This is a genomic window from Vibrio casei (genome assembly GCF_002218025.2).
Taxonomy (GTDB): Bacteria; Pseudomonadota; Gammaproteobacteria; order Enterobacterales; family Vibrionaceae; genus Vibrio; species Vibrio casei.
In genome coordinates this window covers 852,103-874,213 of the sequence record NZ_AP018680.1, presented here as the reverse complement: position 1 = coordinate 874,213, position 22,111 = coordinate 852,103, and the positions used below count along the sequence as shown (strand labels likewise).

General features: G+C 41.1%; 23 protein-coding genes and 1 pseudogene. 7 read left to right on the top strand and 17 right to left on the bottom strand.

The window, feature by feature from the left end:
• Nucleotides 1-31: 31 nt before the first annotated feature.
• Nucleotides 32-613: a DUF938 domain-containing protein gene (locus VCASEI_RS04265; protein ID WP_086957999.1), complete on the bottom strand. Its 582-nt coding sequence runs from the start codon at nt 611-613 to the stop codon at nt 32-34.
• A gap of 192 nt (nt 614-805) precedes the next feature.
• Between VCASEI_RS04265 and VCASEI_RS04260 the strand changes: the two genes are divergently transcribed.
• Entirely contained in the window at nt 806-2,410 is a 1,605-nt protein-coding gene (locus tag VCASEI_RS04260; protein WP_086957997.1) for an ABC-F family ATPase, read from the top strand.
• A 241-nt stretch (nt 2,411-2,651) separates the two neighbouring features.
• Here VCASEI_RS04260 and VCASEI_RS04255 read toward each other — a convergent pair whose 3' ends face one another.
• From VCASEI_RS04255 to VCASEI_RS04230, 6 genes are read right to left on the bottom strand one after another with little or no spacing between them, the layout of a single operon-like run.
• Nucleotides 2,652-3,290: an acyltransferase gene (locus VCASEI_RS04255; RefSeq protein ID WP_086957995.1), complete on the bottom strand. Its 639-nt coding sequence runs from the start codon at nt 3,288-3,290 to the stop codon at nt 2,652-2,654.
• Nucleotides 3,277-5,427: a peptidase domain-containing ABC transporter gene (locus VCASEI_RS04250; protein WP_086957993.1), complete on the bottom strand. Its 2,151-nt coding sequence runs from the start codon at nt 5,425-5,427 to the stop codon at nt 3,277-3,279. The genes VCASEI_RS04255 and VCASEI_RS04250 overlap by 14 nt, the downstream gene beginning before the upstream one ends.
• A 2-nt stretch (nt 5,428-5,429) precedes the next feature.
• Nucleotides 5,430-6,716, bottom strand: coding sequence for an HlyD family secretion protein (locus VCASEI_RS04245; protein WP_086957991.1), 1,287 nt, complete (start codon nt 6,714-6,716; stop codon nt 5,430-5,432).
• A gap of 28 nt (nt 6,717-6,744) precedes the next feature.
• Nucleotides 6,745-7,047 (bottom strand): hypothetical protein, encoded by a 303-nt coding sequence (locus tag VCASEI_RS04240; RefSeq protein WP_238321389.1) that lies wholly within the window; start codon nt 7,045-7,047, stop codon nt 6,745-6,747.
• Nucleotides 7,032-7,532 (bottom strand): IS630 family transposase, encoded by a 501-nt coding sequence (locus VCASEI_RS04235; protein ID WP_238321399.1) that lies wholly within the window; start codon nt 7,530-7,532, stop codon nt 7,032-7,034. The genes VCASEI_RS04240 and VCASEI_RS04235 overlap by 16 nt, the downstream gene beginning before the upstream one ends.
• 50 nt (nt 7,533-7,582) lie before the next feature.
• Nucleotides 7,583-8,074, bottom strand: coding sequence for a helix-turn-helix domain-containing protein (locus tag VCASEI_RS04230; protein ID WP_110957776.1), 492 nt, complete (start codon nt 8,072-8,074; stop codon nt 7,583-7,585).
• Here VCASEI_RS04230 and VCASEI_RS04225 point away from each other — a divergent pair.
• The gene (locus VCASEI_RS04225; RefSeq protein ID WP_162621019.1) at nt 8,056-9,177 is read left to right on the top strand and encodes a hypothetical protein; all 1,122 of its coding nucleotides are present in this window, start codon (nt 8,056-8,058) and stop codon (nt 9,175-9,177) included. The two genes, VCASEI_RS04230 and VCASEI_RS04225, sit on opposite strands and share 19 nt — an antisense overlap.
• A 166-nt stretch (nt 9,178-9,343) precedes the next feature.
• Nucleotides 9,344-10,123 carry a phosphatidate cytidylyltransferase gene (locus VCASEI_RS04220; RefSeq protein ID WP_162621018.1) on the top strand — a complete coding sequence of 260 codons (780 nt, stop codon included), beginning with the start codon at nt 9,344-9,346 and terminating at the stop codon, nt 10,121-10,123.
• On the opposite strand, the gene VCASEI_RS04215 is transcribed toward VCASEI_RS04220, so the two are convergent.
• The 3 genes from VCASEI_RS04215 to VCASEI_RS04205 are packed head-to-tail and all read right to left on the bottom strand — an operon-like array spanning nt 10,102 to nt 13,570.
• Nucleotides 10,102-10,881 (bottom strand): SDR family NAD(P)-dependent oxidoreductase, encoded by a 780-nt coding sequence (locus VCASEI_RS04215; RefSeq protein ID WP_089111064.1) that lies wholly within the window; start codon nt 10,879-10,881, stop codon nt 10,102-10,104. The two genes, VCASEI_RS04220 and VCASEI_RS04215, sit on opposite strands and share 22 nt — an antisense overlap.
• Entirely contained in the window at nt 10,878-11,990 is a 1,113-nt protein-coding gene (locus VCASEI_RS04210) for a patatin-like phospholipase family protein (protein WP_162621017.1), read from the bottom strand. The genes VCASEI_RS04215 and VCASEI_RS04210 overlap by 4 nt, the downstream gene beginning before the upstream one ends.
• Before the next feature lie 5 nt (nt 11,991-11,995).
• Nucleotides 11,996-13,570, bottom strand: coding sequence for an alpha/beta fold hydrolase (locus VCASEI_RS04205; RefSeq protein ID WP_089111066.1), 1,575 nt, complete (start codon nt 13,568-13,570; stop codon nt 11,996-11,998).
• Between VCASEI_RS04205 and VCASEI_RS04200 the strand changes: the two genes are divergently transcribed.
• Nucleotides 13,544-13,864 carry a hypothetical protein gene (locus VCASEI_RS04200; RefSeq protein ID WP_089111067.1) on the top strand — a complete coding sequence of 107 codons (321 nt, stop codon included), beginning with the start codon at nt 13,544-13,546 and terminating at the stop codon, nt 13,862-13,864. The genes VCASEI_RS04205 and VCASEI_RS04200 overlap by 27 nt on opposite strands.
• A gap of 78 nt (nt 13,865-13,942) precedes the next feature.
• Here VCASEI_RS04200 and VCASEI_RS04195 read toward each other — a convergent pair whose 3' ends face one another.
• Nucleotides 13,943-15,280 carry an FAD-dependent oxidoreductase gene (locus tag VCASEI_RS04195; RefSeq protein WP_089111068.1) on the bottom strand — a complete coding sequence of 446 codons (1,338 nt, stop codon included), beginning with the start codon at nt 15,278-15,280 and terminating at the stop codon, nt 13,943-13,945.
• 210 nt (nt 15,281-15,490) lie between these two features.
• On the opposite strand from VCASEI_RS04195, the gene VCASEI_RS04190 reads away from it, so the two are divergent.
• Nucleotides 15,491-16,372: an IS982 family transposase gene (locus tag VCASEI_RS04190; protein WP_089111072.1), complete on the top strand. Its 882-nt coding sequence runs from the start codon at nt 15,491-15,493 to the stop codon at nt 16,370-16,372.
• Between the two features lie 410 nt (nt 16,373-16,782).
• Here VCASEI_RS04190 and VCASEI_RS04180 read toward each other — a convergent pair whose 3' ends face one another.
• The 3 genes and pseudogenes from VCASEI_RS04180 to VCASEI_RS04170 form a co-directional block, all read right to left on the bottom strand.
• The gene (locus tag VCASEI_RS04180; RefSeq protein WP_089111069.1) at nt 16,783-17,178 is read right to left on the bottom strand and encodes a lysozyme inhibitor LprI family protein; all 396 of its coding nucleotides are present in this window, start codon (nt 17,176-17,178) and stop codon (nt 16,783-16,785) included.
• A 663-nt stretch (nt 17,179-17,841) separates the two neighbouring features.
• Nucleotides 17,842-18,633 carry an acetoin reductase gene (locus tag VCASEI_RS04175; RefSeq protein ID WP_197709576.1) on the bottom strand — a complete coding sequence of 264 codons (792 nt, stop codon included), beginning with the start codon at nt 18,631-18,633 and terminating at the stop codon, nt 17,842-17,844.
• Between the two features lie 224 nt (nt 18,634-18,857).
• A pseudogene (locus VCASEI_RS04170) lies at nt 18,858-18,977 on the bottom strand (integrase core domain-containing protein); the annotation flags it as partial.
• 85 nt (nt 18,978-19,062) lie between these two features.
• On the opposite strand from VCASEI_RS04170, the gene VCASEI_RS04165 reads away from it, so the two are divergent.
• On the top strand, nt 19,063-19,473 hold the full coding sequence (locus VCASEI_RS04165) for a transposase (protein WP_089111071.1): 411 nt from the start codon (nt 19,063-19,065) through the stop codon (nt 19,471-19,473).
• Nucleotides 19,470-19,748, top strand: a complete 279-nt coding sequence (tnpB, locus tag VCASEI_RS19855; protein ID WP_107928103.1) for an IS66 family insertion sequence element accessory protein TnpB — start codon at nt 19,470-19,472, stop codon at nt 19,746-19,748. The genes VCASEI_RS04165 and tnpB overlap by 4 nt, the downstream gene beginning before the upstream one ends.
• 219 nt (nt 19,749-19,967) lie before the next feature.
• On the opposite strand, the gene VCASEI_RS04155 is transcribed toward tnpB, so the two are convergent.
• The 3 genes from VCASEI_RS04155 to VCASEI_RS04145 are packed head-to-tail and all read right to left on the bottom strand — an operon-like array spanning nt 19,968 to nt 21,767.
• Nucleotides 19,968-20,468, bottom strand: a complete 501-nt coding sequence (locus VCASEI_RS04155; RefSeq protein ID WP_238321398.1) for an IS630 family transposase — start codon at nt 20,466-20,468, stop codon at nt 19,968-19,970.
• A 50-nt stretch (nt 20,469-20,518) separates the two neighbouring features.
• On the bottom strand, nt 20,519-21,010 hold the full coding sequence (locus VCASEI_RS04150) for a helix-turn-helix domain-containing protein (RefSeq protein WP_110957774.1): 492 nt from the start codon (nt 21,008-21,010) through the stop codon (nt 20,519-20,521).
• Nucleotides 21,011-21,029: 19 nt separating this feature from the next.
• Entirely contained in the window at nt 21,030-21,767 is a 738-nt protein-coding gene (locus VCASEI_RS04145; protein WP_238321388.1) for a radical SAM protein, read from the bottom strand.
• Nucleotides 21,768-22,111 lie beyond the last annotated feature (344 nt).

Sequence of the window (22,111 nt, the reverse complement as noted above, 5' to 3'; positions counted from 1 at the left end):
CAGAATTATGTAGGCGACTGCATATGTCTGTTTATACTTGCCACACCAAAAGAAAGTTATTCGCTGGCATAGGGTGCATTTCGATAAGCTGCATTCCTTTGCTCCAGCGTTTTAACTGCTCAATATCACGAATACCGCCGCATCCTTCGCTTCTTATTTTCGCATCAAATTCACGATTACTTTCACTAGTGAATTCACCTCCAACATTCATCGGCCCGTATTGACAGAATATCCCACCCTTTGGCAAGTGTTGAGCAATAAGCACCATCATTTCTTCCGCTTCTTCAGGTTGCATAATGTGAGTGGTATTAGCCGTAAAAACCGCATCCAATGGTATAGCAGGCCATGTATCTCGCCCTATTTTCAGATCCATTGGCGCCCTCACATTGGTTAAATTAGATTCACTAATCCAAACCTTAACACTAGCGTGATTTTCAACCATGTCGCTGGTTTGCCAAACAAGGTGAGGTAAATATTTTGCAAAAAACACCGCATGCTGCCCAGTACCAGAGCCAATCTCTAGTACATGTTGAACTGAAGCAAAGTGCTGCAACAATCGATCAAGAATTGGTTGTTGATTTCTTTCACAAGATGGCGAGAAACGTTTCGACATAAATACAAATCCCTAAGAAACATAAAAGTAAGTAAGCATAGCATTTCTTAATGCCGAAATGGTTCTGTGACTTACATCTCATGTCTGTTATTTATCCAATAAATCTGTATAATCCGCCGCCTATTCATTCGTACTTTATCTTCATCATGATTTGGCGGATTAACGCTAAACTTAACACCTAGGGATACTTCTTTGATTTCCACCGCTAATATCACCATGCAATTTGGCGCCGAGCCTTTATTTGAAAACATTTCAGCCAAGTTTGGTAACGGTAACCGTTACGGCTTAATCGGAGCCAATGGATGTGGTAAATCAACCTTCATGAAGATCCTAAGCGGTGCTTTGACTCCAAGCTCTGGCAACGTATCAATTACTCCGGGATTAAAACTGGGCGTACTAAGTCAGGACCAATTTGCCTTTGAACAGCACAACGTAATTGATGTTGTGATCATGGGTGACCGCAAATTATGGGAAATCAAACAAGAACGTGACCGTATTTACTCCTTGCCAGAAATGAGTGAAGAAGATGGCATGAAAGTCGCGGAACTTGAAAGTGAATTTGCGGAAATGGATGGCTACACAGCCGAAAGTCGTGCCGGTGATATTTTGATCCAAGCCGGTATCGAAGAAGAGTTTCATTTCGACCTAATGCAACGCGTTGCACCGGGTTGGAAATTACGTGTGTTACTTGCTCAGGCTCTCTTTGCTAACCCTGATATTTTGTTGCTCGATGAACCAACCAACAACTTGGACATCAACACCATCAATTGGTTAGCCGAGGAACTAAACCAACGTAAATGCACCATGATCATCATCTCGCATGACCGCCATTTCTTAAACTCTGTATGTACTCACATGGCAGATATCGACTACGGCGAACTGCGCATCTACCCGGGTAACTACGAATACTTCCTTGAAGCGTCTGGCTTAATCCGTGAACAGCTATTATCGAGCAACGCAAAGAAAGCGGCTGAAATTAGCGAACTACAAGATTTCGTCAACCGCTTTGGTGCCAATGCTTCGAAAGCCAAGCAAGCTAGCTCCCGCGCTAAGAAGATGGATAAAATCAAACTCGATGAAGTAAAATCATCAAGCCGTATTAGCCCATCGATTGATTTTGGTGAAGGCAAAAAACTGCACCGTTTAGCGCTAGAACTTCAAGAACTGGGTCATGCCTTTGAAGATGAACTGCTGTTTGAAGGCGGTAATCTATTACTTGAAGCGGGTACACGCCTTGCGGTTATTGGTGAAAACGGTGTGGGTAAAACAACCCTACTACGTTGCCTAGTCAACGATTTAGAGCAAAAACAAGGCATCGTAAAATGGTCGGAAAATGCATCTATCGGCTACTGCCCACAAGATAGCACTAAAGATTTCGATAACGACTTAAGTATCTTTGATTGGATTTCTCAGTGGCGTACCGTCAAACATGATGACTTAATGGTACGTGGTATTTTAGGCCGCCTACTGTTCACTGCTGATGATGCGAATAAAAAAGCCAAAAACTGTTCAGGTGGTGAAAAGAACCGCTTACTATTTGGCAAATTAATGATGCAAGACATCAACGTATTAGTGATGGACGAACCGACCAACCACATGGATATGGAAGCAATTGAGTCCTTGAACTCAGCGCTAAAAGTGTACACTGGCACCTTGATTTTTGTCAGCCATGACCGTGAGTTTGTTTCATCACTTGCGACCTCAATCATTGATGTGAAAGACAAGAAATTGGTGAACTTCCAAGGCACTTATGACGAGTACTTGGATCATCAGAAGAAATTGATGGCGGTAGCTTAATAAATAATATCAAACCTTAAATAATTGTTGTTAAAAAGGCAGTTAATACGAAATGAAGTATCCACTGCCTTTTTTCTATATTAATCGACGACTACAATTAAACCATCAAAAATAAGTACACTTCCAGATACCTTCACATTATGTTCTGGTAAATAAATAATTGAGATACTCTTACAACCCGATAAAACAACTAGTAGTGTTAGAAAGGCAAAAAATCTCATTTCCTCTACTCCATTACCGATTAATTTAATTCTATTTTCTTTACAGTACACGGGTTACCAGCAGCCATACAATTAGCTGGAATATCCTTTGTGACAACACTACCAGCCCCTATAACTGCTCCATCGCCAATATTAACGCCAGGCAACACAATACACCCATAACCTATCCAAACATCATTGCCAATTGTTACAGATTCAACCTTTAAGTTATTAAGCTCATCCGGATGATCTCGATTCGAAAGAGCATGACCACTACAATCCATAATCACGGTATTTGGACCAAAAATGACATTGTTTCCTATAGAAACTTTTTCATAAGCGCAAATAGACGTTCCTTGAAGCACACATCCCTTTCCGATTACTATTTTGCCAAATGGCCTGTCGTTAACTGAAACGCTTGTCAGCTTTGTAATGCCGGAAGGAAAGGCCGGAAAGTTGGAAGATTCGATGTAACAACCAGAGTCGATAGAAATTACCTCATAACCTTCCGGCAAACTTTCAAAGCTTTTTGCCCCTACTTTGGTCAATGTAATCGAAGGACACCCAGAGAATGTCACCCAGTTATTTGAACCAAAGTATCGACCATATTGTTCCATCAATTCCGACTCAGACAACTCAGAATGATTATCTGGGTACAGTATCCGTTTAGAGTGATACATCCTGAACCTCCCGCCTAAAATCATTGGGGATCTCCTGAACAAGCCCACCGTCCATGAGTAAAACTCGATCAGCTGCCGCAATGGTTTCAGGACGATGAGCAATCATCAAAATAGGAATCTTAATTTCTTTAAACATCTGGCATACAAACGATTCTGTATAGATATCTAAGCTACTTGTCGCTTCATCCAACACCAAAAACTTAGGCTTCTTATATAGAGCTCTCGCTATGAGGACTCTTTGTTTCTGACCACCAGAAAGACTTGAGCCCATCTCACCAATCAAAGTGTGATACCCCATATTAAGACGTTCGATATCATCATGGACGCCAGCTCTTCGGGCGCATTCTACTAGCCATTCTTCGTCTAAATCTCCCGCGAAAAAAGTAATATTCTCTATAATCGATCCGCTAAACAGTTGATCTTCTTGTAACACTGCTCCGACTTGAGTTCTAAGTGGTTTAGAGGCCATCGATTTATCACCAAAATAGTAAATACTTCCCGATGTGGCTGAGTATATGCCCAATAGAAGTTTAGAGATCGTTGACTTACCACAACCAGATGGCCCTACTAACGCAACGATTTCATTACTTTTTACACTAAAGCTGGCCCCATTAAGGATAGGGGACTGATCTTTTCCGTAGGAGAAATAAACATCGACAAACTCAATGACATTATCATTCGGATTATTCGTCACATTAGTTTGTCCTATGACGTTAGAATCACTATCCGTTTCTTTTTCCGTTAAGACAATATCTGCTAGACGCTCGTTGTACACAGATAACATCTTAAACTCGAAGTACTTATCTGTTAGGGAGCTAATACTGGCCGAAAAACGACCTTGATAAGAAAGAAATGCCATCAGCATACCGATGGTAAATAGTCCATCCAACACCAAATTCGCGCCAAACCAAAGAACACTCGCAGATACAAGGCTAACAATGGCCACATTCATTGTGCTGTATATCATTCCAAGCTTTTGCTCATGAAGCTGAGCATTTCTACGATTAATATTAAGATTTCTCCAAGACGACTCTCGCCAAGGCAAAGTCCCATTTACTCGCAAGCTCAATACACCTCGCACAGTCTCAATAAAATAACTTTCTTCTTGAGTGCTTGCTTCCCAAGTATTTTCTTCAGCACGTTTAAATGCACCAAACCAAGCAAGCCTAAGAGCGATATAACCTAATGCAGCAGCTATGGCAATAAGTGATAGTTGAGGGCTATAAACCAGCATAACCATCAGTGTGCCGACGACTAACACTAAGTCGAGCAAAGCTTGAATTACGCTAGTCGTTAAAGTCTGTTGAATGACATCCACCGCTAAAAACTTAGCACTAATGCTTCCTATATCCCTTTTTTCAAACCAATCTATTGGTAAGCGGAATAAATGATGAAAAACATTTGCAGCCCACTGCATATTAAAATTCACAGACAGTTTAATTGTGGCCCATTGTTGGGCAAGGCCGATTAAAGTTTGAGTTGCCGTCACCATCAAAATAGCTCCAATGACGAGTACAAGCAGATTTTTATCATACCCAACCAACACTTCATCAATGACGATTTGATTGAAGATAGGTAATGTAAGAGCCAAAACCTCCAATACCAATGCGAAAACAAATATTCGCCCTAATGCCCCTTTTAATCCTACTGTTTTACCGATCAAGGTTGATAGCCGGATAGCTTTACTTTCTACTTTCTCCTCGAAATCATGAGTTGGTGTAAGCTCTAGCGCGATTCCTGTAAAATGTTTGTTTACCTCATCATGACTCAGTGCCAATGCTCCATTGGCGGGATCGTGTATTTCAATTTTCTTCCCAGTCACTTTTTTTAACACAACAAAATGATTTAGATTCCAATGCAAAATACAAGGAGTGGCTAATTGCTGTAGTTCATGTAGATCTAAGCGCACCGCTCGACCTGAAAGTTTCAGAAGTGCGCCACACTCAATGAGTCTCGCGAACGACATTCCGTGTTGAGTAATGCCACACTTTACCCTAAGCGATCTTAAATCTGTTTTATATCCATGCCAATCAGCAACCATCGCTAAACAAGCAATACCACATTCCGCTTTTTCAGTCTGTCGGATCAAAGGGAGCTTCTTACCCCACCCCCAATCAATAAGGCCTTCTGCATGCATTATTAAATTCTCCCTTGTATGGTGTATAAGGGCTCTAACAGCCACTCGTAAACCTTACGAGTATCCAGCTCAATATCTGCGGTCAGTGTCATCCCTGGCACAAACAGTTGTTCCTCTCCATAGACCGTAATGGTAGGTTTATCTAACTTGACTCGAACTTGATACAAACCCATTCCACCATTAGCACGAGAAAGTTGGCTTTGGATTAGCGGGCTATTTGGTAACATTTCTGCCGAAACGGCTGATTTCGATATTGATGAAATAACGCCTTGCTGAACACCAAACTTTTCATAAGGAAAGGCATCAAACCGTAAACGAACACCCTGACCTTTTTGAAGAAAGCCTATGCTACGACTGGATGCATAAAGTTCAACGATGGCAGGCTCTTCGCCTTTTGGAATAACCACTAATAGCGGTTGTCCTTTGTTAACTGAGTGACCTTCCTTAACGAAGATGGACGCAACGACACCGTCAACCGGTGATACAACCTGAGTATCCGTTTGATAAAAATACTCAATTTTACTTTGATCGATTTGTTGAAGCTGGCGATCTATTTCTTGTAAGGCAATATCAAGTTCTAATTGAAGTGTCTCTTTTGTTTCTTTTAGTTTGGCTTTTTCTCTCAGTAAACGCTGTAAACTCAGGCGTTGAGTTTGTACCTTAGTTTTTAGTGTTATTAATTCGAGCCTCTGTCTCTGAAATTCAATTTTAGAAATAAACTGCTTATTGACTAAAACTTGCTGCTTATCAACTAAACTTTGAGCAAGTTTTAACTCTTGCTCAGATAAATCAACGACAACTTCCAGTATACTGGCCTCTTCTGACAAACGTACTTGGTCATAATCAATGACCTGTAGCTGATGTTGAGATTTTTCTATTTCTTTATTTCGGCGTTCATTTAGCAAAGTAATTTGATTTTCAATGGCAGTGACTATTCGCTTTTTTACACCCTGACCAAACTCATCATATCGTTCAGTTTTGATCTCATACAACGGCTCACCAGAGAGTATTTTTTGACCTTCAGTGACGAATACTTTTTCGGCATATCCTTCATCATTAGCCTGTACTTTGACAATACCACCAGTTGGACTAACTACACCATTCAATGTACCTCTACGCGTATATTCAGCAAAAACAACGAAAAAAATGATCCCCATTAGAACAAACATTGAAGCTGCTACAAACAGATGCTGATTTAATGAAGCATCAATTAAAATTGAGCCTTGATTGTCTGATTTTTGAGCGTCAAAATATTCTGGTCTATATAAATGCTTAGCTCTTGCTACCACGGGTGTTCCTTTCCCTAATTAAGCGAGATTAAAGTTGCGTCACTTCAATTTGTTTTTCTTTATTTGCAATGAGCCTTGTGTTGACCTTTTTTGCCGAGAGATCCACACCACATTGGCAAATCTTGGTTCTGCACTTAGTTGGGTGAGTTGGAAGTTCAATGTTCTCGTCGTAAATGGAACCAATGGGGCCATCCTGCATACACCAAGAGCGGTAGATATCACCACTGAATGTAACGACTAAACTATCAATACCAGCGTAGCAGTCCCAACCGACAAAATTTGTTTGATCATTAGCAATTATACCAAACCCAATAATTAAAGCACTGCCCAATGACGAGCAGTGAGCGACTTAACCGTAGCCACCTGTTTAGCAAAATTACACCACGCCTGACAGGCGGCATCTACAATAGCTTCATAACTATCAAAACAGCGATTTGATAGCCAGTGTTGCTTAATATACTGCCAAACCTGTTCAATCGGATTTAATTCAGGCGAATAAGGCGGTAGCTTCAAGATAGTCAGGTTTGGTAAATTATAGCGCTCTTTATGCCATACCGCCCCATCCATCACCACAACCGCATGGCGACCTTTGGGTACAGCTTGGCTAATTTCTTGTAAATGCCGCTTCATACACTCGCCATTAGCATAAGGCATGATGAGTCCCACACTTTGACCTGTGGCAGGACATACTGCCCCATAAAGGTAAGTCGAGATAAACTGCTGTTGACGGACTACTCTGGGTCTTTTACCACGGTAATGCCATATTCGGGTGATTGAACCTTGCTGGCCAATCCGGGTTTCATCTTGAAACCAGATGTCAACATCGCTTAGCTTGGTATCTTCGGGCAGTATGGCAGTTACCTGCTCTATGAAGTTTTTTTAAAGGCTTCTTGGGCGTTAATGTCAGCTTGCGGATGCTGGCTTCTGGCACTTATCCAACTCATACCAATTCGAGCCAGTAGTTCATAAATGCCATTGACGCTATAGCTTGCTTGGTAATGCTCGTGAGCAAGCTTTTGGATGTCTTGTCCTGTCAGTCTGCCGCCGCCCCGTTTTGCTTGGCTGTCAACAATCAGTTGTTTAAAGCTTTCTATGTACTCGGGAGCCAATTTGCTGTTTCTGCCGCTTCTTGGTTTGTCATAGAGGCTATCAAGCCCTGATGCTTGGTAGCGTCTACGAGTACGTCGTGCGGTTTCAATGTTGATGTTGAGGTTTTCTGCAATCTCAAAGCTGTGTTTGCCAATGCGATATTGGTGAAGGATGTAAAGACGTGTTCTGGCTCTGGCGTTACTTTCAGTTTTGGCCAGTTCGCCAAAGTCATAATCATCTAGGTTGTGTTTTGGGTTTGATTCTTTCATATAGCTATAATACTATATTTTATGGGTTTGGTATTAGTTATGCAGTGCTACTATTAGTATTGCTTTGGACGCCAATCGCTGTTTTTCACAACCGTTTAATAGCCTATCGACTTAGTTTAATCTGTTTATGCGCTGGAATTGCAGTTTCCACATTATTTACTTGGCAACATCATCTCCTTGATGTGTTGGGCGGATTGATATTGGCAATCTTCGTGCTATGGATAGAAAGGCGTATCAGCGACAAGTTAGATTCGACTAGTCAAAAACTGGTCATTCGCTATCTTGTACTTGCCGTTTCAGGGTTTCTTATAATGGCAAGCTTGCCTACTTTGTTTATCCGTTTTGATAACGCAATTTACCCAATCGCCATTAAATTTTTTGCTTATTGTTGGCTGTTTAGTTTTGGGTTACTGAGCTTTTTATATGTGAAGTCTAATGTCGAGCTAAATAGACGAATTTTTTCGAAGAATCCCGATGGTTATTTAACCAATTTTGCCTATATCCTACAATTGCCTATTTGTGCGAGTTATTACTTGCTTTGGCAAATCATGACAAAGTGTAATCGATTAACGCCATTTACTGAGCGAGAAACTATTCAATGTCAGTTTTATCATCAAACTATCGAGATATGCGCTGGCCCAAAACTTAGCAATGCTGAAACTGCGAATCTTACGCATTTTTTCAATAAATATCGAAAAATACTCTGGCTAGACGTTACCAGTGAAATATCATCAAGTTTTTGGCAATTAAAACAGACGCAGCCGACAGCAATATTGACCTATCACTATCTACCGCTTTTGGATTTGCAGCCCTTTGACAGTTTAGATATAACTAGCCTTGTGCATTTTTTAGCGTCTGTTAGTCAGACCTTAGGCACACAATCTGATGATGATGCACCTGTACTGATACTATGTCAATGTACCATGGGCTGGTCAAGGAGTGTGGCGATGTTAGCCTGTTGTCTGGCGTATTTCGGTCAGTTCTGCCCTCACACAATACGCCAATTAATTGATAGCCATTACCCATCTCATCAGGTGACTCAGGATTACTTAAGTGACCAAACACTCATTAACTTACAACAAAAATCTAGTACACTACTATAACTGTGCTAAAATTTTTAATTATAGAATTTTATAGTCAAATAAATTCATTTTATGACAAGCAAAGCAAGCGAAGACAATACAAATGGTACAGCAAACGAGCTTGATACCCTATTAAACTGAATTTAAAAGATTATTACAATCAATTGTGGTGGGTTTGGTGAGTATTGTGTTGTTAAAACCTGTGGTTTTCTTGATAGCGCTACTGTTACTTGTCACCATGGTTTGGCTAACATTAAAAACTTTAGGCGGTCATTTACGCTTTGGTACGATTTATTACACGGTCCGCTCCTGGATAGTGCTGTTAAGTTTGCTGCTAGTCGGCTTGGTTATTAATACCCCAGACTTTGCTTTTGGTATTGCGCTATTAGCCGTACTGATGGCACTCAAAGGTCAGCATGAAATTCGCCGTTTGTTTCGACAGTTTCCTAGCCAAACCACCAAGCAACGATATCTTGACAGGCTCTTTATCCTGGTATTTAGCCTATTTATTATCGCTTTTATTGACCTAGGCACGTCATTGAACCAGCAACATCAGCTAGGCATCTTGCTTTTTGTTATTTTCGTGATTCAGTTTAACGATATTGGCCAATATTTGATGGGAAGACTGCTGGGGCAACGCTTATTCAAGCGTAAACTTGCACCTATCATTAGCCCCAATAAAACCATTGAAGGGGCCTTATTTGGTTGTATGCTGACTTCAGCCCTGAGCTTACCCATTGGCAAGTTTTTAACCCCTTTTAACTATATTCAGATTTTTATACTTGCCTGGATATTGACCAGCGTTGGTATTGTCGGAGATTTACTAGAATCAGCCGTCAAGCGCAGTCATGGCGTTAAGGACATGGGGCGATGGCTAAAGGGTCATGGGGGTATTATAGATAGGATTGATAGCTTAATGCTCGCTGTGCCAGCTTTTTGGCTCATTTATCGCACTTGTTTGTCTTGATGCCGATATTGCAGTTTCATAATCTGATTGAGTAGCGGTTTGGGTAATACCGACAATAGCGAGATAGTACGTTTCATCGGCTTTGGAAAAATATGCAAGGCTATATTTTGCTCAATTGCCGTCATGATTTCTTTAACCGCTTGTTGTTCGCTAATTATATGGGGCTTATGACTGGCATCGCCATTATTGAGTGAGCGTAGTTGAGTGGTATTAATGTAGCCTGAAGCAATACAAATGACGTTAATGTGAAAGGGTCGCAGCCCTATGCGATAAGCATCGCAACTGGCTATCATCGCTCGCTTGCATTTAGCGTACAAACTGGCATCCTCAAAATCCAGCAACCCTGCGACTGAAGCAATTGCAATCAGTGATTTGTCGGTATCATAGCTGTGCTTTAATTGTTCACTTGCCCAGCTAAATACTGCCTGAAATGCCTGTAAATTAATCGCTAGCATGTGTTGGCTTTCATCTTGATTAAGTTGGTTCTGACGCTCATTGTAATATTTACCTGCACAATAAATCAGTCGGTTAAACGGCTGTTGTGTCAGTTTATCAAACAATTTTCTCCTTGCGATATTATCGCTAATATCACAAACATGGGCGGTAAATGCAGGATTTTGAAGTAATGATTGGGGTAATTTGGCAATTTTCTCAGCACTACTGCCAATCACAGTAACTTGCCAACTTTGATTCAAATGCCAGTCTGCCAACGCCAAACCGATACCACTGGTACCGCCAATAATGATGATATGTTTCATGAGGATTCTCGCAGTTTAGCTATTGTGCGTTCATAGCCATAATCATATTGCTCGCGCATAATCGCTTGAAAGGTCGCATAATCAGGGCGTTTTACGTCAATATAGCCTTGACGGAGTTGCAGTTTTTTCGCCATCGCAGGGCGAATGTGTTTGGCGTTATCAGCAGTCTCTATCCAATGGATTTCACTGTCTAGCGTTTGATATTGATGCACATGAGCAAGTCGCTGATTGGCAAGAAAACCAAATGTGCTATAAATCGCTGGTTCTGCTAACAACCGATCATAATTTGCCTTGGTTTCAGCATAGACCTGATGAGCAAGCTCACAAGCCAGTTCAATCGGGGTTAAATTGAGTACACCACCCATCAGTAAGTGACTTTGCCATGTAAGGGGTGGTAGGTAATACATATCTGAAATGGACGCACGCACGGCAACTGCCAAGGGCATATCTGCGCTAACCCAGTGAGAGGAATGAATCGTGTCAGGTTGGTAAGGCGCTAGAGCATTTAAAAGACTTAATTTTTCAATTTCATTGGCTAAGGCTTGCTGACTACAGCGTAGCACGACTTGCCATTGATGAGCCGCATTATCATTGTATAGCCGACTGGCAATAACCAAACTGTTAATTATGGCACTCTGTTGTGAGGGTTGCCATGGCCACAATGGATTATCAGCGCTTTCATCTTTAATTGTAGCAATGCTCTGATGTGCTAGCCTATCAAGGATTTTGTTAGGAGGCGTTGGTCGACGTTTAATAACATTTGGTAGGGAATTTTTTGCTAGCTGCCACGCTTGACTCACTATTAAGCGCTGCAATGCAGGTAGTGCGTGCCCCGTAACCTGTTTAGGTGGCTTTGGGGTAATGCGACAGAGCATGTCATAGCATTCTCGGCTTTGTAATCGCTCAAATGCCTGCTCGCTATCGCCACCCGTTACCTCTAATAATCCAGCTACTAATGCCCCGCCACAACTCGCTAAGATAATATCAGGGGTTTTTGCCTGTTCATATAGCGCTTGGTACATGCCCAAATAGTAACCAAAACGAAGCCCACCGCCAGAGAAAAGGACGGCCGTGTTAAATGGCTTTGTTTGGCGGACTACTGCAGGCAATTCGCTCATGCGTTGACAGTTGGCTTAACCGCTAATGACACAGTGAAAATGCCAAACTCATCTATGCGCATGGTGACTTTTTCAAAACCTGCTTGCGTCACTAACTGATCGATTTCTGCTTGGCTGCGGCAACGCATTACCCAATCTTTGCCTTGATGACTATTAAGCGTTTTACCTATAAACTCTTGCTCAGGGTGCCAAGGTTGGTTGGTATAAATAAAGTAACCGCCCTCTGTTAGCTGACTATAAATACCCTGTATGGCAGTTTTAACTTTGGTATTATCGCTAAATAGCTCAAATACCCCAGAAGCCTTAGCAAGCTGATATTGTGCTTGATTTTGATAACTGTTAGGGTCAAAAGCATCTTTTTGTACTGCAATAAGACGCCCACTCAAGCCTTGTTGCAATGCCTTTTGCGTCATTACTTCAATATTATGGCTATCATAATCGCGTAGCTCTGCGTTTAAATCTGCATTGCCTTTTGCCAATTCAAACATGTAGTAACCGTTGCCACTGGCGATATCCATTGCATGAATGGGCGTATCACTGGCAGTTTTTTGTAGTTGCTCAATCGCCAGTTGACCCAATTCTAATAGGTGTTGTTTACGGATACGAATGCCTCGCCACCCAATGTTGTTCAAGTAGAATTGATCCACCACTTTACCCAAGAAGTTTTTGCCTTGCGGCTGGTTTTGATAGACTTTTTCAAGTGAGCTGCCTGAGTCAAAACCATGTTTGACACCCGTGGCAACGCCATCGCTGATATTACCGAATTTTTGGATGGCAAATTTGGTTAAGGCAAACTGTGGGTTAAAGCCATTGACCGCCATTCTATCGACCCGATCTTTACTGTAGCTATCTGCTTGGCTTTTGGGGTTATCAGCATATTGTAAATCTACTTGCGATAGCGGCTGTGCAAAAATCTTATCAGCAAACTCAATGCAGTCAGCAAATACCTGCTGTTTATTGACTTCATGAAAAATCGCATGATAGCTGTCTGGATAGTAAGCCCAGCGTTTCATCGGTGAGCGTATCGCTTCATAAAAGTCTCGGATGACTCGTTTATCAACGACATAGTCTTTACCCGCACATAGGATAAAGGTCGGGGTAACGATAGCACCTGCGTCATCAACCAAGCGTTTGCCGGTTTGTAATGAGTCGATTAATAGATTGCGTGAGATACTCGATGAAATCAAAGGATCTTCATTGTAAGCTTGCTGTGCCGCATCGTCATGGGTAAGCACCTTGGCTTTAACGTAACTTGAGACACGCGACATGACCCCTAGCTTTTTAGCGACTTTTAATGCTGGCATTGCAAATGGTACATACAAACGAATCGCAAAGGCCGGGGTACCTAAAATCATACCTCGCACAGTCGGTGCGTAATCGTGTACCCAACTAGTCGCAATCACCGCGCCTAAGCTACTGGCGACCAATAACAACTGTGCATCGATAGTTCCAGTTTGGGCTTTCACTACCCCAATAAACTCATCTAAGTCGCGTACCAACTGGGCGAAGTTTTCGGCATCGTCTCGCTCTCCCCCTGAGCGGCCATTGCCTCGGGCATCCCATGCAAACACCGTGAGTCAGCGGCGATTAAAGCCCATGGTCAAGTAAATGTAAAAACTTACACTAATAAATTTATGCCCATGTTTCGTGCGGTTGCACACGATGATATAACATCATCGACAGTTAAAATTGTCTGTGCAGGTCGCGATGAGACCGTGGTGGGCATTCATGCCGTCGGGTCAGATGTGGATGAAATTTTACAAGGATTTGCTTTGGCAATGAAAGTTGGTATTACTAAAGCAGATTTAGAAGAGACATTTACCATTCATCCAACAAGTGCAGAAGAATTTTTAAGTTTTAACTAAGCGGATATAAAGTGAGTGAATATTGAAAGTAAATGAGGTTAGCCGTTATAAGCAACGTCTAACCTCGCTATAAAACAGTTAGTTGATAGCAGCAAACAAATCATTCAATGCTTCACTCATACTAGGGTGGGTAAAAATATGATCACGCACCTGCTGGTAGGTTAAGCCTTGACGGATTGCTAAATCCATAAAGTTAATCAATTCATGCGACTCGGCACACAACAGTTGCACACCCAAGATTTTATCAGTTTTAGCATCTACTACGGCCTTAAGCAGCCCATCAGCTTGTTCTAAGATATTGGCTTTAGGAATAGTTGCTGCATCTAGTGTGGCGGTTTTAATGTCATAACCTTTATCTTTTGCCATTTTTGCGGTCATACCGACATTAGCAAGTGGCGGATTGACAAACACCGCATAAGGGAAAGTACGGTCTTTGGTGGTGTAACTGCCATCGCCCAATACTTGGCTTTTAACTACACGATAATCATCGAGCGAAATATAGGTAAATTGGGGGCTGCCTGCCACATCGCCCATCGCATAGATATTCGGCACGTTGGTTTGTAATTTTTCATTGACAGCAATATAACCTTTATCGGTAAGCTCAATGCCCGCTTTTTCAAGGTTTAGCCCTTCGGTATTGGCTCTGCGGCCTGTAGCAACCAAAATCGCATCGGCATGCAGTTCGCTATCAGCGGTGGTAATTGTGGCTTGCTGTCCACTATCGCTTATTTTTTTGATTTGCTGATTAGTTTTGACTGTAATATGCTGTTTTGCCATGATAGCGAGTAAAGTTTTGGTGATATCTTCATCTTCTCGTGGTAAAAAGGTATCGCCTGTTTCTAAAATCGTCACTTCACTGCCAAACCCTGCAAAAATAAAGGCAAACTCTAGCCCGATATAGCCACCACCAATAATAACGAGCTGTTTTGGTAAATCGGTTAGTTGCATGATACGGGTGCTGTCGTAGGCAAATTTGCTGTCTTTTAACCCATCAATCGGCGGCTGCCAGTTATACGCCCCTGTATTGATGTAAATATAATCAGCAGTGATGGTCAATGTGTCAGTATCGGTGACGACCTGCACGGTTTTATTATCAATAAAACTGGCTTTGCCTGTAATCACTTCGGCATTATCTAGACTATCAACTTTCTCAAAGTTGGCATGATTAAGTTTATCAATTAAATCGTTCTTTTTGCTAACTGCTTGAGCAAGTGATGGTTGTACGTCATGACCATAAGCTAAGAAGGCTAATTTTTTTGAGGGAATACAGCCAATATTGATACAGGTACCACCATACATGGTAGCGGACTGCTCCACTAAAATCACGGATTTGCCTGTCTTGGCTAAAGCTTGTGCCAGAGTTTTACCTGCTTTGCCAAAGCCGATAATCAGATGTTCGATGTGTTTTATGGTCACTGTGAGCCCCTCTGTTTTTATGATTGATTATAAGTTTTATGATTAAATAGAACTTGCTCCATAGTGTAATGATATAGTAGAGATATGCAATTTTATTAATAATAATTTAACATATTAATACCCCACTCTCAACACTTTTAAGCGGGGTTGAAACAAAAAAGGCATGAACTTAAACTTTAATCAATGACCAAAAAGATTAGAGAACAAGCCATGCCCATCGACGAATTTATCATTAAAATCTATCTAATGGTAGATGACTACTACAAAAAGATTGTAACAAACCGGCTAAGACAAGGCGGATATGCACCAAAGCTAACCGACAGTGAAATTATTACCATGGAGATAGTGGGTGAGTTTTTACAGATGGACACCGACTCACAAATCCATCAGTATTTTAAACAGCATTGGCAAACATGGTTTCCACAAATAGGCTCATATCCCAACTTTGCCAAGCAGTGCGTCAATTTGTTACAGGTAAAAACTTTGATACAACAGCATATCGTTAAACAGTATGGACAAGACAACATTCATTTTATCGATGGCTTTCCCATTCCTGTATGCCAATATGCCAGAGCGTATCGGTATAAAACCTTCAAATACGAAGGTAGTTATAGTTACTGCGCCTCAAAGCAACAAAAATATTTCGGCTTTGAAGGACATTTACTCATTAATCTATCGGGCATGATAACCAATTTTACCTTTGCCTCTGCCAGAATAGATGAAAGATTAGTGGCACCTGATATGCTTGATAATATCAAAGGCTTGTTAGGTGCAGATATGGGCTATATTAGCCCTGATTTATCTGAGTATTGCTTTAAGCGATGTGTTGATTTGCAAACACCGCTTAGAAAAAATATGCCCGATAAACGACCAATCAGTGTACTTAATCGTCTTAAAAATGCTCGTCGCAATATTGAGACGGTGATTGGTCAGTTATCACAGCGGTTTAATATGCAAAAGGTGAGAGCGAGAGATTTATGGCATTTATCCCACAGATTTATGCGTAAAATCTTGGCTCATAACTTCTGCTTTGTAATCAATAAACAGTTAGGTAATCCCCCACTTCAGTTTGAGTTGCTTATTTCAAGTTGAGAGTGGGGTTTATCATCATAACTTGTACTGAAAGCCACCAAATCAGCTAATGCTCTGGTAGCGTCTTGATCCTTAGTGCTGGCTCTCACATAAATACGAACGGTCATAACGCTACCTCTATTACTTAGACTTAATAATTAATGTTCATTGATAACAGCAAGAGATTGCTATCATTTAATATCAGATACAAGTCTAATGATAGATAAATTATTATTTAAAGGTTTTATGTTTTAGGTATAGGCTAATGATAGGAAAAAAGCACGGCAACCAGTCCTATAATTCTAAAGTCTGTTATAGATGGTTCCATATTAACAGTCTATTTTGAGTAGTCTGTTAATATGTTTGAAGGGTAAAATAACTGGTTTCCTTGGGGTATACTTTTTAGAACACCACCAATTATTTGATTTTTCTTATCTCTGAATGTTCTTAATTTCCTGGTCAAGCTGTATGCGTCTTTGCTGCGTATAGGTCGTTAAGCAACTGTTAAGGGCCATTGAGTGAGCACTACCACCACTAGAGCTACGGGCAGAAAATTTACAGGCTTTATCTCTAAAGTCAATCCATGCTAATTGCACTATTTTTAACTGCTTTTTCTCAGTTTTATTCAATCCATGCTGTAATTTGCTATAAGAGCTATTCAGCTTACTGTCTTCAGCCTTTAATTCAGCGGCAATACATTTGTTTATATCAGCTTGAGTAGTAGCCTTGTCGCATGTAGCTGCTGATGCTTGGGCAGTAGCAAATAAGCCTATTGAGAACAGCACAATACCAGATGCTTTTTTTAAATTAATTGTTATCAAATTCATATCATACTCGTGGTTAGAAATAATTTTTTATCTTATCATGCAGATTGTTTACCTTCGAGTTAATTACTGTATCTGCAGGCCAAAATAAAGCTTTCATTGAAAAACCAGTTTATTCGGTGAATGCGGCTCCCTAGTATAGAACCGTGTTCTTAGGCTTTGCTGAACAGGTTTTTTATAGCATACCTTTATCATACTAATTTTTCTAACAGTAGCTCTGCATTACTGATTGAATCTAGCTCAAAACTGAGGTTGTTAGGAAACTCTTCCCAAATAACGTTAATCCGTTCATTCTGAAAGCATATACAACCAAATCCCTGATCTATGTATTGCGCCCATTCTATGAAAACAGCCCCTATTAGCAGACATATATCTTTTACTAAATCATATATTTTATTAAATGAACTATACTGGAATTGTCGGCCACAAATTATCTTGAGTCACGCAGCATAGCCTGACGGAATTAATGAACAATAGTAGATATTTTCTGCGTCAATAGGCGACAAATATCCGTTGGTAGTCGACGGCTTTTTTCTTAACTTCTGTTTGGTATTTTTTGATTTCCATAAGGGTATTGTCTCAGAGTTTTAGGTCTCCGACAATCCCGAGACGGTTCATACAGAGTTCGGATCAAACAGCATAGATCACTTTTTTATTGCCCAATGATTATCTAAATACCATACCGCCATCGGTCAAAATAGTTTGACCCGTAATATAGTTGGCATCATCAGAAGCTAAAAATGATACTAAATTTGCTACATCTTCAGGTTCCTGTGGTCTTCCGACTAAAATACCCTGTGTAAATTCTTTCCACGCTTGTTTTGGCGCATAACCTTTATATTTGACAAATGCCGCATCAATTCGCTCCCACATAGGGGTATCAGCCACCCCAGGACAATAGGCATTTACACGAATATTATATTGGGCTAATTCTTTAGCAGTTGAGTGGGTAAATGAACGTACTGCGTGTTTAGTGGCGCTATATAAGCTTAGCATTTCATATGACTCATGTCCTGCAATACTACAAGCATTGATAATCTTACTCACGTTGTTTTGTTTTTTCATCTGCTCGGCGGCTGCTTGCGTGCCAAACACCACGCCTTTGATATTCACATTCATTACACGGTCAAGCTCTTTTTCTTCAATTTCTAAAAACGGCTCAACCGACTCCACCCCTGCGTTATTGACAAACACGTCAACCTGCCCAAAGGCTTTCACCGCTTCTTCGATAAGGCGAAATTGGTCGGCACGTTTTGACACATCGCCCACCACCGTGATGCTTTCATACCCTGCTTTGTCAAATTCGGCTTTGGCTTTTTTTAGATTATCTTCGCTGATGTCGTGTAGCACCACTCGAAAACCATCTTTGGCAAGACGAGTCGCAATGGCATTACCCAGACCCCCTGCCGAACCTGTTATGACTGCAACTTTTGCGTTGGATTTTGTAGATTTAGTCATTATGATTCCTTATTGGTGAAAAAAATTAAAAAATACATCGTATCAAAAAACGCTATCTTTTGAGTATAACAAACGTTGTAGCAATAATTTCAGCAAAATTGTTTGGCGTAAGTAATGTTTTTTTTACAAAGCGTAAAAGCCTGTTAGATATGATAATATTGCTACGACCAACCTTATCGGCAATGTAAATCCCCCAAACTTAAAACAACATCAAAGTAGAAACATTAAGCCACCTGTTTAAACTCAGCAGGTGTCATATCATTCAATGAATCATGCGGTCGTTCATGGTTATAAACATGGATCCATTCATCCGTTAATTGTCTAACCTCATTTAAATTACTGAACAGAGTAAGCCCCCGACCATCCCCTCTACTGGATTCTTAGATGAAGCGAGATAATGTCCATGATTTTCAGTAAATGGACATTAACATGGCAACCAACAAACCCAGACGCAAGACCTACAGTGACGAATTCAAAGAATTTCTAGTCCAAGAAGCGATAAGCTCAGGGCGGTCAATTGCCAGCATAGCCAGAGACAACGGCATCAACCAGAACCTATTGCACAACTGGAAACGAGAACAAAAAGCCAAACAAGCCCAAACCGACCAAATACCCGCACTTATTGACAATGACGCTTACCGCAATACACCAACATTCATCCCTGTCAGTATACAGCCGAACCCAAACCATGAGCAAAGCAACGACCATAGCACAGTCAACTCATCAGTCCTAACGGGTATAGAACTACAAATTCCCAGCCACAACACAATGCCCATAAAACTCACTATCGACCAAATTGACAAATATAGCCTCATCGAACTACTGCGGGGGCTACAATGAACCCCCTTATCAACCCCCAACAAATTTGGCTATCCACCACCCCTATGGACATGCGAAGTGGCAGTAATAAACTACTCGCCTTCATCCTACAGCACCACCCAGGCATCCGCCCACACTGTGCCTACCTATTTTACAACAAAACAGGCACACGGCTAAAAGTGCTCATCCATGACGGACTGGGCATTTGGCTATGCACCCGAACACTGGATGATAGTAAATTTCACGGACTTAGCGAACGCCTCATGCGACATCACAGCCCAAACAAACCCACTTAAACCAAGAAACCGCCCTAGAAGACCTAGCCTTACTTGAACAAGCCCATGACAACTTCTTAGCCAATCTTAGCGATGACGAGCGAGCCAAAATGCCTGCTAGCAAGCCGATTAACACACAGAACGATAGCACAGACATTCAATCCAAAAAGCCGACTCAGCCTAGACGACAAAAACGCATCGTTATCCCTGACAATCTTGACATAATACCAAACCCAATAATTAAAGCACTGCCCAATGACGAGCAGAGAGCGACTTAACCGTAGCCACCTGTTTAGCAAAATTACACCACGCCTGACAGGCGGCATCTACAATAGCTTCATAACTATCAAAACAGCGATTTGATAGCCAGTGTTGCTTAATATACTGCCAAACCTGTTCAATCGGATTTAATTCAGGCGAATAAGGCGGTAGCTTCAAGATAGTCAGGTTTGGTAAATTATAGCGCTCTTTATGCCATACCGCCCCATCCATCACCACAACCGCATGGCGACCTTTGGGTACAGCTTGGCTAATTTCTTGTAAATGCCGCTTCATACACTCGCCATTAGCATAAGGCATGATGAGTCCCACACTTTGACCTGTGGCAGGACATACTGCCCCATAAAGGTAAGTCGAGATAAACTGCTGTTGACGGACTACTCTGGGTCTTTTACCACGGTAATGCCATATTCGGGTGATTGAACCTTGCTGGCCAATCCGGGTTTCATCTTGAAACCAGATGTCAACATCGCTTAGCTTGGTATCTTCGGGCAGTATGGCAGTTACCTGCTCTATGAAGTTTTTTTAAAGGCTTCTTGGGCGTTAATGTCAGCTTGCGGATGCTGGCTTCTGGCACTTATCCAACTCATACCAATTCGAGCCAGTAGTTCATAAATGCCATTGACGCTATAGCTTGCTTGGTAATGCTCGTGAGCAAGCTTTTGGATGTCTTGTCCTGTCAGTCTGCCGCCGCCCCGTTTTGCTTGGCTGTCAACAATCAGTTGTTTAAAGCTTTCTATGTACTCGGGAGCCAATTTGCTGTTTCTGCCGCTTCTTGGTTTGTCATAGAGGCTATCAAGCCCTGATGCTTGGTAGCGTCTACGAGTACGTCGTGCGGTTTCAATGTTGATGTTGAGGTTTTCTGCAATCTCAAAGCTGTGTTTGCCAATGCGATATTGGTGAAGGATGTAAAGACGTGTTCTGGCTCTGGCGTTACTTTCAGTTTTGGCCAGTTCGCCAAAGTCATAATCATCTAGGCTGTATTTTGGGTTTGATTCTTTCATATAGCTATAATACTATATTTTATGGGTTTGGTATTAAATCAAAAGTCGACAGATTCTGAGTTGTACCGTCTAGATAATGAACCTCTAATTCCGCCATTGATGGAGGAAGCGTTTTAAGCTCTGGTCGACCGCGAAAGTCCTTCATTATTTGCTCTTGCTCAGATGTATACGGATACTTTTTAGTAATCCCACCATGACCAAAACCTTCAAATAGAGGCTGAAGAGCAATAGAACAACGGACTTCCTGTTTTAGCCTATTTGCAAATGCTAGACAATCATCAAACCGTTCTGGAACCATCATGATGTTGACGTGAAAACGGGTGTTTTGAGAAGCCTCAAGCACTTTAGATACCTCAATAAAATGAGATTCACTCTTGATGTCATTAATATGAAAACTTAAACTTACACCATGTAAGAAATGAGCATTTTTATTCCACCATTGCAATGACTTTGACCCATTAGAAACAATATTAACTAACCCTTGACGATCATGAATTAACTTAATGATATCTGGAAAATACCTGAGTAAAGTCACCTCTCCACCTCCAAACTCGAAATATGGTGTCAACATCGAGATATTCGAGCGCTCAAGAAGCAACTTAATAAAATTCACTGCAACTTCATAAGGTGGTGCTTTAATAGAACCACTATTTAAGTCTGAGTGGCAATACTTGCATGTATAGTTACAAGTATTTATTAATGCCCAGTTTATTGATTGGTAATTACAACAATTATTTAAGGACTGATAGTTATTCATGTCCCACTAGTCCTCATTGTTCACTAAAAATAATAATATCACAGTCAGGCCCTAATTTTTCGTTGGTTTAATCTCTTTAAAAAACACTCCATGTAAAATAGAGTACAGCACCCAAAATACGACCAATACTAGATAACTGTATTCATGGTTGACACTTCTCAAAATGACTATTGATAACAGTATAAAAATAAAAACTACCAACAGACCTACTAATGTTGTACGAGTTTTTAATTTACTCCCACAAAGTGAACACTTAACCATTCCGTTAATTGACAAAATGCATGATAATAGTGGGACGGCTTTATTTTTACATACAGGGCACGTTTTCATATAAATTGAAGGAT

Bases quoted from the DNA above. Each gene is read 5' to 3' on its own strand.
- VCASEI_RS04150 (WP_110957774.1), bottom strand. From the start codon at position 21,010: ATGAAAGAATCAAACCCAAAATACAGCCTAGATGATTATGACTTTGGC.
- VCASEI_RS04250 (WP_086957993.1), bottom strand. From the start codon at position 5,427: ATGCATGCAGAAGGCCTTATTGATTGGGGGTGGGGTAAGAAGCTCCCT.
- VCASEI_RS04180 (WP_089111069.1), bottom strand. From the start codon at position 17,178: ATGAATTTGATAACAATTAATTTAAAAAAAGCATCTGGTATTGTGCTG.
- VCASEI_RS04175 (WP_197709576.1), bottom strand. From the start codon at position 18,633: ATGACTAAATCTACAAAATCCAACGCAAAAGTTGCAGTCATAACAGGT.
- VCASEI_RS04255 (WP_086957995.1), bottom strand. From the start codon at position 3,290: ATGTATCACTCTAAACGGATACTGTACCCAGATAATCATTCTGAGTTG.
- VCASEI_RS04215 (WP_089111064.1), bottom strand. From the start codon at position 10,881: ATGAAACATATCATCATTATTGGCGGTACCAGTGGTATCGGTTTGGCG.
- VCASEI_RS04165 (WP_089111071.1), top strand. From the start codon at position 19,063: ATGGCAACCAACAAACCCAGACGCAAGACCTACAGTGACGAATTCAAA.
- VCASEI_RS04190 (WP_089111072.1), top strand. From the start codon at position 15,491: ATGCCCATCGACGAATTTATCATTAAAATCTATCTAATGGTAGATGAC.
- VCASEI_RS04230 (WP_110957776.1), bottom strand. From the start codon at position 8,074: ATGAAAGAATCAAACCCAAAACACAACCTAGATGATTATGACTTTGGC.
- tnpB (WP_107928103.1), top strand. From the start codon at position 19,470: ATGAACCCCCTTATCAACCCCCAACAAATTTGGCTATCCACCACCCCT.
- VCASEI_RS04145 (WP_238321388.1), bottom strand. From the start codon at position 21,767: ATGAATAACTATCAGTCCTTAAATAATTGTTGTAATTACCAATCAATA.
- VCASEI_RS04265 (WP_086957999.1), bottom strand. From the start codon at position 613: ATGTCGAAACGTTTCTCGCCATCTTGTGAAAGAAATCAACAACCAATT.